Source organism: Auraticoccus monumenti (assembly GCF_900101785.1).
In the GTDB taxonomy this organism is placed as follows: domain Bacteria; phylum Actinomycetota; class Actinomycetes; order Propionibacteriales; family Propionibacteriaceae; genus Auraticoccus; species Auraticoccus monumenti.
This window is the reverse complement of the sequence record NZ_LT629688.1, coordinates 2,508,695-2,521,861: the sequence shown is the minus strand read 5'-3', so window position 1 is coordinate 2,521,861 and position 13,167 is coordinate 2,508,695. Positions and strand designations below refer to the sequence as shown.

At 73.4% G+C, this 13,167-nt stretch carries 16 protein-coding genes; 10 read left to right on the top strand and 6 right to left on the bottom strand.

Translation table 11 applies throughout. The annotated features are described in order from the left end of the window. Positions 1-27 precede the first annotated feature (27 nt). Positions 28-1,407, bottom strand: a complete 1,380-nt coding sequence (locus BLT52_RS11680) for an FAD-dependent oxidoreductase (protein WP_090593766.1) — start codon at positions 1,405-1,407, stop codon at positions 28-30. A 169-nt stretch (positions 1,408-1,576) separates the two neighbouring features. Next, the gene (locus tag BLT52_RS11675; protein ID WP_090593763.1) at positions 1,577-1,945 is read right to left on the bottom strand and encodes an ArsR/SmtB family transcription factor; all 369 of its coding nucleotides are present in this window, start codon (positions 1,943-1,945) and stop codon (positions 1,577-1,579) included. A 79-nt stretch (positions 1,946-2,024) separates the two neighbouring features. On the opposite strand from BLT52_RS11675, the gene BLT52_RS11670 reads away from it, so the two are divergent. The 7 genes from BLT52_RS11670 (at position 2,025) to BLT52_RS11640 (ending at position 8,775) form a co-directional block, all read left to right on the top strand. Then, positions 2,025-3,359 carry an FAD-dependent oxidoreductase gene (locus tag BLT52_RS11670; RefSeq protein WP_090593760.1) on the top strand — a complete coding sequence of 445 codons (1,335 nt, stop codon included), beginning with the start codon at positions 2,025-2,027 and terminating at the stop codon, positions 3,357-3,359. Beyond that, a complete protein-coding gene (locus BLT52_RS11665) occupies positions 3,356-4,552 on the top strand; it encodes an MFS transporter (protein ID WP_090596657.1) in 1,197 nt (398 codons plus the stop codon). Before BLT52_RS11670 ends, BLT52_RS11665 begins: the two co-directional genes overlap by 4 nt. Further along, a complete protein-coding gene (locus BLT52_RS11660) occupies positions 4,549-5,631 on the top strand; it encodes an ArsO family NAD(P)H-dependent flavin-containing monooxygenase (protein WP_231946279.1) in 1,083 nt (360 codons plus the stop codon). The genes BLT52_RS11665 and BLT52_RS11660 overlap by 4 nt, the downstream gene beginning before the upstream one ends. Before the next feature lie 75 nt (positions 5,632-5,706). Further along, the gene (gene arsB / locus BLT52_RS11655) at positions 5,707-6,816 is read left to right on the top strand and encodes an ACR3 family arsenite efflux transporter (RefSeq protein WP_090593757.1); all 1,110 of its coding nucleotides are present in this window, start codon (positions 5,707-5,709) and stop codon (positions 6,814-6,816) included. After that, a complete protein-coding gene (locus BLT52_RS11650; RefSeq protein WP_090593754.1) occupies positions 6,813-7,823 on the top strand; it encodes a metalloregulator ArsR/SmtB family transcription factor in 1,011 nt (336 codons plus the stop codon). Before arsB ends, BLT52_RS11650 begins: the two co-directional genes overlap by 4 nt. Before the next feature lie 14 nt (positions 7,824-7,837). Then, entirely contained in the window at positions 7,838-8,269 is a 432-nt protein-coding gene (locus BLT52_RS11645; RefSeq protein WP_090593751.1) for an arsenate reductase ArsC, read from the top strand. 98 nt (positions 8,270-8,367) lie between these two features. After that, entirely contained in the window at positions 8,368-8,775 is a 408-nt protein-coding gene (locus BLT52_RS11640) for an arsenate-mycothiol transferase ArsC (RefSeq protein ID WP_090593748.1), read from the top strand. Positions 8,776-8,891: 116 nt separating this feature from the next. Here the strand turns inward: BLT52_RS11640 and BLT52_RS11635 are convergent, their stop codons facing one another. From BLT52_RS11635 to rpmF, 4 genes are read right to left on the bottom strand one after another with little or no spacing between them, the layout of a single operon-like run. After that, positions 8,892-9,158, bottom strand: a complete 267-nt coding sequence (locus BLT52_RS11635) for a type B 50S ribosomal protein L31 (RefSeq protein ID WP_090593746.1) — start codon at positions 9,156-9,158, stop codon at positions 8,892-8,894. Positions 9,159-9,183: 25 nt separating this feature from the next. After that, a complete protein-coding gene (ykgO, locus tag BLT52_RS11630) occupies positions 9,184-9,306 on the bottom strand; it encodes a type B 50S ribosomal protein L36 (protein WP_090593743.1) in 123 nt (40 codons plus the stop codon). 16 nt (positions 9,307-9,322) lie between these two features. After that, positions 9,323-10,423 (bottom strand): GTP-binding protein, encoded by a 1,101-nt coding sequence (locus tag BLT52_RS11625; protein ID WP_231946278.1) that lies wholly within the window; start codon positions 10,421-10,423, stop codon positions 9,323-9,325. Further along, the gene (gene rpmF / locus BLT52_RS11620; protein ID WP_090593740.1) at positions 10,420-10,593 is read right to left on the bottom strand and encodes a 50S ribosomal protein L32; all 174 of its coding nucleotides are present in this window, start codon (positions 10,591-10,593) and stop codon (positions 10,420-10,422) included. Before rpmF ends, BLT52_RS11625 begins: the two co-directional genes overlap by 4 nt. A gap of 94 nt (positions 10,594-10,687) precedes the next feature. Here rpmF and rpmB point away from each other — a divergent pair, with 94 nt between their 5' ends. The 3 genes from rpmB to BLT52_RS11605 all read left to right on the top strand — a co-directional run bounded on the left by rpmB (position 10,688) and on the right by BLT52_RS11605 (position 13,126). Next, entirely contained in the window at positions 10,688-10,924 is a 237-nt protein-coding gene (gene rpmB / locus BLT52_RS11615) for a 50S ribosomal protein L28 (protein WP_090593736.1), read from the top strand. Then, positions 10,924-11,229: a 30S ribosomal protein S14 gene (rpsN, locus tag BLT52_RS11610; RefSeq protein WP_090593732.1), complete on the top strand. Its 306-nt coding sequence runs from the start codon at positions 10,924-10,926 to the stop codon at positions 11,227-11,229. The genes rpmB and rpsN overlap by 1 nt, the downstream gene beginning before the upstream one ends. Positions 11,230-11,302: 73 nt before the next feature. After that, the gene (locus BLT52_RS11605; protein WP_090593729.1) at positions 11,303-13,126 is read left to right on the top strand and encodes a BCCT family transporter; all 1,824 of its coding nucleotides are present in this window, start codon (positions 11,303-11,305) and stop codon (positions 13,124-13,126) included. Positions 13,127-13,167 lie beyond the last annotated feature (41 nt).

Sequence of the window (13,167 nt, the reverse complement as noted above, 5' to 3'; positions counted from 1 at the left end):
GGCGCGCCGTTCGTGCGTGACAGGGGTCTAGGCAGGGACGTGGGTGGCCTGGCGGGACCAGTGCTGGGTGGCGATCTGGACGGCGTCCCACGGTGAGCCCAGAGGTGGGGTGTAGGAGAGGTCGAGCTCGCTGACCTGCTCGACGGTGAGGCCCGCGAAGAGGGCGGTGGCGTAGGTGTCGACGCGCTTGGCGGTCTCGGTGCCGAGCCGGCCGACGAGCTGGGCGCCGAGGAGACGCCCGTCCCGCTCGTCACCGGTGATGCGGATGGTGATCGGCTGGGCGCCCGGGTAATAGCGCTTGTGGTCATCGGCGACCCCGGTGGAGCTCACCGGTGCCCACCCCGCTGCCCGGGCTTCGTGCTCGCGGAGGCCGGTGCGGGCGGCGACGAGGTCGAAGACCTTCACCACCTGGGTGCCGACGGACCCGGCGAACCGTGCCGAGCCGCCGGTCGCGTTCTCCCCGGCCACGCGGCCCTGCTTGTGGGCGGTGGTCCCCAGGGGCAGGTAGGTCACGCCGAGGAGGCGGTGGTGGGTGACGACACCGTCGCCAGCGGCGTAGACGTGCGGGAGACCGGTGCGCATGGTGTCGTCGACGACCACGGCACCCCCTGCGCCGAGGGTGGCACCGGCGGCCTGCAGCAGCTCGGTGTTGGGGCGCACCCCGACCACAGCGAGGACCAGGTCGGTGGTCTGGGTGAACGGCTCACCGTCGCGGTGCCCGACCACCTCGAGTCCGTGGTCGGTCCTGGTGACGGCCTGGACGGTGGTCCTGGTGTGGATGGTGACGCCGTGCTCGACGAGCTCGGCGCGGATGGGTGCGGCGAGCTCGGGGTCGAGGGTGGAGAGGACCTCGGGGCCGCGTTGCAGCTGGGTGACCTGGAGGCCGCGGCCGGTGAGGCCCTCGGCCATCTCCAGGCCGACGTAGCCGGCGCCGATGATGATCGCGGTCCTGGGGTCGCGCTCGTCGAGGTGTCGGTCCAGGGCGAAGGTGTCGCCCATGGAGTGCAGGACGTGCACCCCGTCCTCGGGTCCGAGGCGGTCCAGCCCGGTGATGCCGGCGTAGGCGGGCAGGGCGCCGGTGCCGACGACGAGCTCGTCGTAGGCGATCTGGTCGGTGCGGCCTTCGGGGGTGCGGACCTGCAGGCGGCGCCGGTCGACGTCGATGCTGGTGGCCAGGGTGTCGAGCCGGAGGTTCCTGCCGGTGGCTTCCAGGTCGGCGGCGGTGCGGTGCGCCAGGGACTGCCACGGCGCCACGTCACCTGAGAAGTAGTAGGGGATGCCGCAGATGGAGTAGTTGGGGTAGCGGTCGGCGACGACGACGCTCACCTCGACGCCGGGGTCCAGCTCGCGGGCCCGGAGGGCGGCGGAGATGCCGGCGTCGCTACCGCCGATGGCGACCAGGTGCATGAGAGCGCCCTTCCGTTCAGGAGTGGGACCACCACGGCGTGCAGCACCGTGGGGGCGTGCTGTGACGCTGCCGATGGTGGTTCACCTGGGTGGCACGCCGGTGAACGACAGAGGTGCTCCGGACGGACCGTGAGGCGCTGCTGCCGCGCGGAGACGGCTCGTCGGGCTGTCAGCCGGCCAGCAGGGGCTCGAGGGCTCGTCGGGTGGCGGCCAGGGTCTCGGGGACGACGCGGTAGTAGGCCCACCTGCCCCGCTGCTCCCGGGTCAGGATGCCGGCGTCGGCGAGGAGCTTGAGGTGGTGGGACACGGTGGGCTGGGACAGCCCGAGGGGTGCGGTCAGGTCGCAGACGCAGGCCTCGCCGTCGGTGGCGGCGGAGATGAGCGACACCAGCTTCACCCGTGCCGGGTCTGCCAGGGCCTTGAACATGCCGGCCAGCCGGACGGCCGCCTCGTCGTCGAGGACCCCACCGTTCAGCGGCGAGCAGCAGCCGGCGAGATCGCTGGGGCTCACCGAGCTGGGGATCGCTGTGCTGGTCACTCCTCCAGTGTGCAGCACCCATTGACAGATGTCGATGGGCCGCTAGGCTCGCATCGAGATTCTTCGATAGGAGGCTGTGATGGTGCAGGACGAACTTCCTGTGGTCGTCGTCGGCGCCGGCCCGCAGGGGTTGGCCGCGGCGGCGCACCTGCTCGAGCGAGGGCTGGAGCCGCTGGTGCTCGAGGCCGGCGAGGTGCCTGCCGCCGCGGTGCGGTCGTGGGGCCACGTCCGGCTCTTCTCGCCGTGGACCGAGCTGGTCGACCCCGCCTCGGGCCGGCTCCTGGCCGGCACGGGCTGGCAGGCTCCCACCGAGGGGTACCCGACCGGTGACGAGTGGGCCGAGGGCTACCTGGCCCCGCTGGCGGACGCCCTCGACTCTCGGGTGCGGTACTCGACCAGGGTGGCAGGGGTGTCGCGTCGGGGTCGTGACCGCCTGGTGTCCGCGGGACGAGCCGAGCAGCCGTTCGTGGTGCACCTGGTCGACGCCGCTGGTGGGGAGTCCCGGCTGGAGGCGCGTGCGGTGATCGACGCCTCCGGCACCTGGGGCCTGCCGAACCCGGCCGGCGCGGACGGGCTCCCGGCCCTGGGTGAGCGGGCCGCCGTCCAGGCCGGCGTCCTGGGCTACCGTCCCCCGACCCCGGCCGAGGCAGCGGCCGTGGGTGGGCGTCGGGTGGTCGTGGTGGGCAGTGGTCACTCCGCGCTGACGGCCGTGATCGAGCTGGGCGAGGTCGCCCGCACCACCCCGGGCACCGAGGTGACCTGGGTGCTGCGTCGTGGCGCGGTGGGTGACACCTTCGGCGGCGGGAGTGCTGATGAGCTGGCCCAGCGCGGCGAGCTCGGGGTCCGGGCCAGGGCCGCGGTCGATGACGGTCTGGTGCAGATGGTGACCGGGTTCCGGGTGGAGGCCGTCGAGCGCGACGGCGAGACCCTCACCCTGGTGGCTGAGGACGGTCGCCGGCTGGCGTCGGACCGGGCGGTGGTGCTGACCGGCTTCCGGCCGGACCTGTCGTACCTGTCGGAGCTGCGGCTGGACCTGGACCCGGTGCTGCAGGCGCCTCGGGCGCTGGCGGCCGAGGTCGACCCGAACCTGCACTCCTGCGGCAGCGTGTCCCCGCACGGCGCGGCCGAGCTCGCCCAGCCCGAGCCGGGGTTCTACCTGGTGGGGATGAAGTCCTACGGTCGGGCGCCGACCTTCCTGGCGATGACCGGCTTCGAGCAGGTCCGCAGCGTCGCCGCCGAGCTGGCCGGGGACCACGAGGCCGCGGCCCGGGTGGAGCTGAGGCTCCCCGACACCGGCGTCTGCGGCGGGTCCGGTCTGTTCGACGCCCCGGAGCCGGCGGCGACCGGCGGGTGCTGCGGGTCCCCCGCGGCCGCCGCGCCGGCGCTGGTCACCCTCGGCTCCCCGGGGGCGTGACCGCCGGCCCGCGCCGGGCGCTGGTCGCCCTGTGCCTGACGCAGCTGACCAGCTGGGGGGTCCTCTACTACGCCTTCCCGGTGCTGTCGGTGGCGATCAGCACCGACACGGGCTGGTCGCCCTCGGTGCTGACCGCCGCCTTCTCGGCTGCGCTGGTGGTCTCGGCGGTGGTGGGGGTGCCGGTCGGGCGGTGGCTGGACCGGCACGGACCCAGGGCCCTGATGACGCTCGGGTCGGTGCTGGCCAGCGTGGCGGTGGTGGCCGTGGCGCTGGCGCCGACGGCGGGGGCGTTCGCGGCCGGCTGGCTGGTGGCCGGGGTGGCGATGAGCGGGGTGCTCTACCCGCCGGCGTTCGCCGCGCTGACCCGCTGGTACACCGAGGACCGGGTGCGGGCCCTGACGGTGCTGACCCTGGCCGGGGGTCTGGCCAGCACCGTCTTCGCGCCGCTGACCGCGGCCCTGGCGGGCCAACTGGGTTGGCGCGGCACCTACCTGGCCCTGGCTGCGGTGCTGGCGGCCGTCACGGTGCCGGCCCACCTGTGGGGGCTGCGGCTGCCCTGGCCGCCGACCGGACCCGCCGAGCAGGCTCAGGTCGGGGCCCGGACGGCCTCGAGCGGGCCGTTCCTGCGGCTGACCGCGGCGCTGGCGCTGGCCTCCTGCGCCTCCTACGCGGTGGTGGTCAACCTCGTCCCGCTGCTGGCGGAGCGGGGCATCGGGGTCGGCGTGGCCGCTCTCGCCCTGGGGCTCGGCGGCCTGGGTCAGGTCGCGGGGCGGCTGCTGTACCCGCCGCTGCAGCACCGCCTCGGGGTCCGGACCCGCACCGTGCTGGTGCTGGGACTGGTGGCGCTGACCACGTCGGCGCTGGCGGCGGCCACGACCCTGGTCCTGGTGCTGGTCGGCGCGGTCCTGGCCGGGGTGGTGCGTGGGGTGATGACGCTGCTGCAGGCCACAGCCGTCCCCGACCGCTGGGGTGCGGCGGAGTACGGGCGACTCAGCGCCGTGATGGCGGCGCCGGTCACGCTGGCCGCCGCCCTGGCCCCGTGGATCGGTGCCGTGGTGGCGGGACAGGTCGGCGGCTACGCCGCGATGTTCGCCACGATGGCCGCCGTCGCGGGCGCTGCAGCGCTGCTGGCCTGGTTCAGCACGCCCCGCCTCCCCGCGTCCCTCGGCGCGGCACCGAGGATGGTCGCGTGAGCCCCCCGCTGCGCCCCTCCTACCGGGTCGTCGTCGTCGGAGCCGGTCAGGCCGGGCTGGCGGTCGGGTTCTACCTCCGCCGCGCCGGGCTGGAGCCGGGCACCGACTTCGTCCTCCTCGACGCCGAGCAGGACCCGGGCGGGTCGTGGCAGCACATGTGGGACTCCCTGACCCTGTTCTCCCCCGCCGGGCACTCCTCCCTGCCCGGGTGGACGATGCCGCCCTGGACCGTGGGCTTCCCGCCACGCGACCACGTCGTGGACTACCTGCGCCGCTACGAGGCCCGCTACCAGCTGCCCGTCCGCCGACCCGTCCGGGTCCGGGCGGTCACCGACGCCCCGGGGACCGACGGCTTCACCCTCCGGACCAGCCACGGCACCACCACCAGCCGGGTGGTGGTCTCGGCCACCGGCACCTGGACCCGCCCGTTCCGTCCCCACCATCCCGGGATCGAGGACTTCACCGGTCAGCAGCTGCACACCGTGGACTATCACGAGCCGGCCGCGCTGGCCAGGCAGCGGGTGCTGGTGGTGGGTGGCGGGAACTCCGCGGCCCAGCTGCTCGCGGAGGTCTCGGAGGTCGCCTCGACGACGTGGGTGACCACGGCGGCGCCCCGGTTCCTCCCCGACGACGTCGACGGGCGGGCGCTGTTCGAGGTGGCGAGCCGCCGCGCCCGGGCCCTCAGCGGGGGCGAGCCCGATCCCGGCGGCATCGCCGCCCTGGGCGACATCGTGGTGGTGCCTGCGGTGCTGCGCGCCCGCAGCAGGGGTGTCCTCGCCGCCCGGCGCCCGACCCACCACTTCACCGCCGACGGCATCACCTGGGCCGACGGTGGGCACGAACGGGTCGACACGGTGCTGTGGTGCACCGGGTTCCGTCCCGCACTGAGCCACCTGCGGCCGCTCCGGCTGCCCCGCGACGACGGCCACCCCCGGACCTCCGGCACCCGGGCCGTGGACCGACCGGGTCTGTTCCTCCTGGGCTACGGCGACTGGACCGGCCCCGGCTCGGCCACCCTGGTCGGTGCGGCCCGCACCGCCCGCAGCACCGTCGGCGAGATCCTGGCCGCGCTCTCCTGACCGCTCCCGAGCCGCGTACTTGCTGAGCTGGATCGAAGCGTGTCAACATAGAAGTCCGTCGATGCAGGAGGACTCGTGACCGCCCAGGACACCGCACTCGCCCAGGTGGCGACCCGACGTCTGTCGACCCTGGACCGGTGGTTGCCGCTGTGGATCGGGCTGGCCATGGTCGCCGGGCTGCTCCTCGGGCGGTTCGTCCCCGGGCTCTCCGACGTGCTGGCCGCCCTGGAGGTCGGCGGGATCTCGGTGCCGATCGCGATCGGGCTGCTGGTGATGATGTACCCGGTGCTGGCCAAGGTCCGCTACGACAAGGTGGCCGCGGTCACCGGCGACAAGGGCCTGCTGATCAGCTCACTCGTCCTGAACTGGGTGCTCGGCCCGGCCCTGATGTTCGCCCTGGCCTGGATCTTCCTGCCCGACCTGCCGGAGTACCGCACCGGGCTGATCATCGTCGGCCTCGCCCGGTGCATCGCCATGGTCGTGATCTGGAACGACCTGGCCTGCGGTGACCGGGAGGCCGCCGCGGTGCTGGTGGCCATCAACTCCGTCTTCCAGGTCCTCGCCTTCTCCGTCCTCGGCTGGTTCTACCTCACCGTGCTGCCGGGCTGGCTGGGTCTGGACACCCAGGGCCTGGACGTCTCCATCGGCAAGATCGCCCTCAACGTGCTGGTCTTCCTCGGCGTCCCGCTGGTGGCCGGGTTCCTCTCCCGGTTCATCGGTGAGCGCACCCGCGGCCGAGACTGGTACGAGGCCACGTTCGTCCCCCGGATCGGGCCCTGGGCGCTGTACGGCCTGCTGTTCACCATCGTGCTGCTGTTCGCGCTCCAGGGGGAGCAGGTCACCTCCCGACCCCTCGACGTGGTCCAGATCGCGGTGCCGCTGCTGGTCTACTTCGCCGTGATGTGGTTCCTCGGCCTGGCGCTGGGGAAGGTGCAGGGGCTGGGCTACGCACGCTCCACCACGCTGGCCTTCACCGCCGCCGGCAACAACTTCGAGCTGGCCATCGCGGTGGCCATCGGCACCTTCGGCGCCACCTCCGGCCAGGCCCTGGCCGGGGTGGTCGGCCCGCTGATCGAGGTCCCGGTGCTGGTCGGGCTGGTCTACGTCTCGCTGTGGCTGGCCCGCCGCTGGTTCAAGATCGACCCCTTCCACCAGAAGTCGACGACGACGGAGGTCCGCTCATGAGCACACCCGTGGAGACCCGACGCCTCGAGGTCTGTGAACCCGGTGCCGACAGCCAGGCCATGGCCGTGGACGCCGCCACCGCCCTGGCCGGGGTGCTGAAGGCGCTCGCCGACCCGGCCCGGCTGCGGATGCTGTCCCACCTGGTCACCAGCGAACGCGGCGAGGCCTGCGTGTGCGACCTGGCCGAGCTCACCGACGTCTCCCAGCCGACGGTCAGCCACCACCTCAAGGTCCTCAAGCGCGAAGGGGTCCTGGAGTCGGACCGGCGCGGCACCTGGGTCTGGTACCGACTGACCCCCGGACTCCGCCAGCCCGTCACCGACCTGCTGGACCGGCTCGCCCCCGCGGTGCTGACCGCCGTCCCGACGACGCCCACCGCGCCGCTGCTGGACCCCGACCGCGCCCTGGACCACGTGGTCGACGACCTGGCCGGCCGGTTCCCCCACCTGTCCGCGGAGCTGGTCCAGCGCACCGTGCGGGAGTCCTACACCGGGCTGTCGCGCACCGCCACCGTCCGCTCCCACCTCATCTCCCTGACCGAGCGGTTCGCCCGCCAGCGGCTGACCGACCTCGGCCGGGACCGGGACACGGCCCCGCCGCAGGTGCTCTTCGTCTGCGTCGCCAACGCCGGCCGGTCCCAGCTCGCCGCCGCCCTGCTGCGCCACTACGCCGGTGACCGGGTGGTCGTCCGCTCCGCGGGGTCCTCCCCCGCCGGCGCCGTCCACACCAACGTCGCCGGCCTGCTGGCCGAGCTCGGCAGCGACACCGAGGACACGTTCCCCAAGCCCCTCACCGACGACGCCGTCCGCGCCGCCGACGTGGTGGTCACCATGGGCTGCGGCGACGTCTGCCCCGTCGTCCCCGGTGTCCGCTACGAGGAGTGGGCCGTCGCGGACCCCGCCCTGGCGACGCCGTCCACGCTGACCAGCATCCGGGCTGACCTGGACCGCCGGGTCCGCGCCCTGCTCACCGACCTGGTGCCCGACCTGCACCTCCCCACCCGCTGACCCAGGAGCACCACGTGTCCGAATCCCGCCCCTCCGTCCTGTTCGTCTGCGTCCACAACGCCGGCCGCTCCCAGATGGCCGCCGGCTTCGTCCGGGCCCTCTCCGGCGGTGCGGTCGAGGTCCGCTCCGCCGGGTCGATGCCGGCCGAGCACATCAACCCCGCCGCCGTCGAGGCAATGGCCGAGGTCGGTGTCGACCTGCGCGGTGAGCAGCCCAAGGTCCTCACCGAGGACGCCGTCCAGGCCTCCGACGTGGTCATCACCATGGGCTGCGGGGATGCCTGCCCCTACTACCCCGGCAAGCGCTACGAGGACTGGAAGCTCGACGACCCCGCCGGTCAGGGCGTCGAGGCGGTCCGCCCCATCCGCGACGAGATCCGCACCCGGGTGGAGGACCTGCTGGCCTCGCTGGGCGTGACGGCGGTGAGCGTCCCCTCGAACCGCTGACCCGAGGTCTGGACCGTGTCCGATCACCACCCTCTCGTCCGTCCGACCCTCCCGCCCCCGCACCAGCGCGTGCGGGTCGAGCTGAACCAGGAGCACCTGTGACCAAGCCCTCCGTCCTGTTCGTCTGCGTCAAGAACGGCGGCAAGTCCCAGCTGGCCGCTGCCCTGATGCGCCACCGTGCTGGCGACGCGATCACGGTCGCCTCCGCCGGCACCCGGCCTGGCAGCGCGCTCAACGCCGAGGCGGTCACCTCCCTCGACGAGCTCGGCGTCAGCACCGCCGGTGAGCAGCCCAAGCCGGTCACCGAGGAGCTGCTGGACGCCGCCGACCTCGTCGTCGTCCTCGGCACCGAGGCCCAGCTCGACGACCCCCGCGGGACCCCCGTCGAGGTGTGGGAGACCGACGAGCCCTCCGCCCGCGGCATCACCGGCATGGAACGTATGCGCCTGGTCCGCGACGACATCGCCCAGCGCGTCGACGGGCTGCACCGCCGGCTCGCGCCCTGATCGGTCGCGGCGCGCGGGAGCCCGAGCTCTGAGGGAAGGTGGCGCACCTGCTGAACGGAGCAGACGGGGCGTCCCCGGCTGCGCCGACCGCTGCGGTCGGCGCAGCCGGGTGGGGGTCAGGCCGCGCCGCCTGAGCCACCGCCCACGGCGTAGCGGCGACGGAAGCGCTCCACCCGGCCCTCGGTGTCGACCACGCGACCGCGGCCGGTCCAGAACGGGTGGCTCGCGGTGGAGACCTCCACGTTCTGCACCGGGTAGGTGCGCCCGTCCTCCCAGACCACGGTCTCGGTCGGCTTCAGCGTGGAGCGGGTCAGGAACGACGTCCCCGACGACGTGTCGCGGAAGACGACGGGGCCGTAGTCGGGGTGGGTGTCCTTCTTCATGGGTGTCTTCCTCAGGGGTCGGCGCTCAGCCCTGACGGGCCTTGGAGCGCGGGTTGGTCTTGTTGATCACGAACGTGCGTCCACGGCGGCGCACGACCTGCGCGCCGGGGATCTTCTTCAGCGCTCGCAGCGAGTTGCGGACCTTCATCTCTCCTCCTCCTCTCTCATGCGGCAGCCCGGGGCACCGGCCCGAGCCAGGGTTCGAGGCCGTCGTCGAAGGCCTCCCAGAACACGCCCCGGGCGCCCACCTCGGCGTCGTCGAGGAGCGTGCGGGTGAAGGCCGTGCGGAGCTGGTCGATCCGGTCCCGGCTCGCGGTGGAGCCGACGGCGACCAGGCTGGTGACCGGCACCCGCTGACCCCAGGGCGAGCCGGAGCCGATGCTCAGCTGCCCGCCTGCCCCCTCCAGGACCCCGATGGCGCCGGGGCGGGTGGGCAGCCAGAAGCAGCCCCGCAGCCGGATCCCCTCCGTCCCCAGGGACTCGATGTCGTCCAGCAGCCGCTGGGGGGAGAAGGGGCGCTCGGAGGTGAGCTCGAGCACCCAGGCGTGCCGGTTGACCACCAGCGGGACGCCGAGCGCGCGGGTGGGGGCCACCCAGGCCTCGGCGCGCTCGTGGACGTGCCGGCCGGGCAGCAGGGCCGGCCCGTCCAGCAGGGTCGGGTCACCGACCAGCTCCGCGCCGGGTCGGGCCAGCATCCGCAGCAGCGCCAGGCCCTCGGCCCCGCACTCCTCCCCGACCACGACGACGTCGGCGTACTCGACCAGGCTCGTGCAGGTCTCGGCCACGCCGCGCTCGTCGTCGTCGGCGGTGTGCAGGCCGCGCTCGTGCAGGAGGTCGTCCCCGAGCAGGTCGTCCACGGTGTCGCCGTCGCCCAGGGCGGCCACCACCGCGGTGATGCTCACGTGCGGCGCGGCGGAGCGGTCCAGCTCGAGCACCCGGCAGACCTGGACCGGCTCGGCCGCCACCGGGAGGTGCACCACGACGGTGTCCCAGCGCCCGTCGGCGGCGAGGCGCTCCATCGTGGGCACCACGTCCTCGCGGAGGGCGCAGCTGACGCAGACGTGCTCCAGGTGGTGCACCACCCGCTCCAGCTCATCGGTGGCGTCGCTGACCACCCGCTGCAGCTGCTGGCCCTCCACGTCCAGGTCGTGGCGCAGCACCACCGCCCGCGGCAGGTCCCACTGCAGCGCGATGGTCGTGGCCGCCATCGCCTCGGCGTCGATGCCGGTGACCAGGACCACCGGCACCCGACCCAGCCGCGTCACAGCCGGTCCAGGTCGACCAGGCCGCGGTGCACCGCCCGGACCAGGCGCCGGGGCACCCGCGCCTCACGGCCCTCCACCCGGACGGTGACCAGGTCGGGCGCGGTGGCCTTCCACTGCGCACGGCGGTGACGGGTGTTGCTGCGTGACATCTTCCGCTTCGGCACGGCCATGACGTACTTCCTCCACTCGGACGACGATCCCCTGTTGTGAGTTTGAGAATCGTTCTCATATGCTGACGGTCCGATCGTACACAAGGAGGACGCCGTGTCACGCACCTGCCAGGTCACCGGGGCCACCCCCGGCTTCGGCCACCACGTGTCCCACTCGCACCGGCGCACGAAGCGCCGCTTCGACGTCAACGTCCAGCGCAAGACCTACTGGGTGCCGAGCCTGAACCGCCGCGTCACGCTCACCCTCAGCGCCCGCGGGATCAAGACCGTCGACGTCCGCGGGATCGACGTCGTGGTGGCCGACATCCAGGCGCGCGGCGGGAGGATCTGATGGCCAAGCGGTCCACGATCGTCAAGAACGAGCAGCGCAGGCGCACGGTCGAGCGGTGGGCGCCACGCCGAGCCGGGCTCCGGGCCCGGACCCGGGACACGTCCGCGACGCCGGAGGAGCGGCTGGAGGCCCAGCGGGCGCTCTCCCGGCTGCCGCGTGACGCCTCCCCCACCCGCGTCCGGAACCGCGACGCCGTGGACGGACGTCCGCGCGGCCACCTGCGGAAGGTGGGTCTCTCGCGGATCCGCTTCCGCGAGCTCGCCCACGCCGGCCACCTCCCGGGGATCACCAGGTCGAGCTGGTGAGGGCCGCCGGGAGGGCCTCGCCGAGGCCCCGGCTTGCTAGTCGGTGCAGGATCGCGAAACCCTGGACGGCGTTATGAGCACCCACCAGAACGAACGTCCACGCCCGTCGAGTGATCCAGACGAAGCCTCCGGCGGCACCACCCCGACCGCCCCCGGCGTCGAACCCGTCCCCGGCATCCACCCCGCGCTGGCGGCCCCACCGGTCACCGCGCGGGTCCGGGCCGGGCTCGACCGCTTCGTCTTCGGGGTGGCCGCGGCGGTCGCCCTGGCCTTCTGCCTCTGGGGGATCCTGGCCCCGGCCAACCTCGGCGGGGTGAGCGGCAGCGCCCTGCAGTGGGTGGTGACCAACCTCGGGTGGTTCTTCATCATCCTCGCCACCGGCTTCGTGATCTTCGTGCTGGTCCTGGCCGGCAGCCGCTACGGCCGCATCCCGCTGGGACGCGACGACGAGGCGCCCGAGTTCGGCACCGCGTCCTGGATCGCCATGATGTTCAGCGCCGGCATGGGCATCGGCCTGATGTTCTACGGCGTCAACGAGCCGCTGACCCACTTCGTCACGCCCCCGCCGGGGACGGTCGAGGGCAGCAGCGACGCCGCGGTCCGCACGGCCATGGCCACCACGATGTTCCACTGGAGCCTCCACCCCTGGGCCATCTACGCGGTGGTGGGCATCGCCATCGCCTACGGCTGCTTCCGCCGGGGTCGCCGCCAGCTCTTCAGCAGCGCCTTCGCCCCCCTGTTCGGCCAGCGCCGGGCCGAGGGGAAGGCGGGACGCGTCATCGACGTGCTGGCCATCTTCGCCACCCTCTTCGGCTCGGCCACGTCCCTCGGCCTGGGCGCGCTGCAGATCGGCAGCGGCATCACCATCCTCACCGGCGTCGGGGAGCTGGGCAACGGCATCCTGATCGGCGTCATCGCCGTGCTGACCGCGGCCTTCGTGGCCTCGGCCGTCTCCGGCGTCGCCCGCGGCATCCAGTACCTGTCCAACATCAACATGGTGCTGGCCCTGCTGCTGGCGCTGTTCGTCTTCGTCGGCGGACCGACGGTCTTCATCCTCAACATCATCCCCAACGCGATCGGCGCCTACTTCTCCGACCTGGCCCTGATGGCCGGCCGGACCGGGGCCGCGGGCGGCGACGCCACCGCCGAGTGGCTGGGTGGCTGGACCGTCTTCTACTGGGCCTGGTGGATCTCCTGGACGCCGTTCGTCGGCGTCTTCATCGCCCGCATCAGCCGTGGCCGCACCATCCGGCAGTTTGTCACCGGGGTGCTGCTGGTGCCGAGCGCGGTCAGCCTGGTGTGGTTCGCCGTCTTCGGCGGAGCCGCCATCGCCGCCCAGCGCGGCGGCGACGACCTGGCCTCGGAGGCCACCGCGGAGGCCCAGCTGTTCGGGATGCTGGCCGACTACCCGCTGAGCACGGTCACCACCGTGCTGGTGGTGGTGCTGGTCTCGATCTTCTTCGTCTCCGGGGCCGACGCCGCCTCGGTGGTGATGGGCACCCTCTCCGAGCGGGGCTCGCTCAACCCGTCCCGCTTCACCGTGGTGTTCTGGGGCGTGCTGACCGGGGTGGTGGCCGCGATCATGCTGGCGGTCGGCGAGGACGCGCTGGAGGGGCTGAAGAACCTGGTCATCGTGGCCGCGCTGCCCTTCTCGGTGGTGATGGTGCTGCTCTGCGTGTCCCTGGTCAAGGACCTGCGCCGGGACCCGATGATGCTGCGCCGCGACGCCGCCTCGCTGGCCGTCGAGCAGGCGGTCGTGGAGGGCCTGACCAAGCACGGCGACGAGTTCACCCTGGTGGTGGGCACCAACGGTGAGGACGAGCCGGAGGCGGTCGTGGACCAGGAGCGTCCCCGCAACTCCCCGACCACCTGGCCGCTGCCCACCGAGCGGCGCTGACCGGGCACCGCCCCGCCCCGTCCAGGACGACGACGGCCCCG

What these genes read in the sequence shown, in the direction of transcription:
- BLT52_RS11680 (WP_090593766.1), bottom strand. Translation starts at nt 1,407, where the DNA reads ATGCACCTGGTCGCCATCGGCGGTAGCGACGCCGGCATCTCCGCCGCC.
- BLT52_RS11670 (WP_090593760.1), top strand. Translation starts at nt 2,025, where the DNA reads ATGGTGCAGGACGAACTTCCTGTGGTCGTCGTCGGCGCCGGCCCGCAG.
- BLT52_RS11650 (WP_090593754.1), top strand. Translation starts at nt 6,813, where the DNA reads ATGAGCACACCCGTGGAGACCCGACGCCTCGAGGTCTGTGAACCCGGT.
- BLT52_RS11635 (WP_090593746.1), bottom strand. Translation starts at nt 9,158, where the DNA reads ATGAAGAAGGACACCCACCCCGACTACGGCCCCGTCGTCTTCCGCGAC.
- ykgO (WP_090593743.1), bottom strand. Translation starts at nt 9,306, where the DNA reads ATGAAGGTCCGCAACTCGCTGCGAGCGCTGAAGAAGATCCCCGGCGCG.
- rpmF (WP_090593740.1), bottom strand. Translation starts at nt 10,593, where the DNA reads ATGGCCGTGCCGAAGCGGAAGATGTCACGCAGCAACACCCGTCACCGC.
- rpsN (WP_090593732.1), top strand. Translation starts at nt 10,924, where the DNA reads ATGGCCAAGCGGTCCACGATCGTCAAGAACGAGCAGCGCAGGCGCACG.
- BLT52_RS11605 (WP_090593729.1), top strand. Translation starts at nt 11,303, where the DNA reads ATGAGCACCCACCAGAACGAACGTCCACGCCCGTCGAGTGATCCAGAC.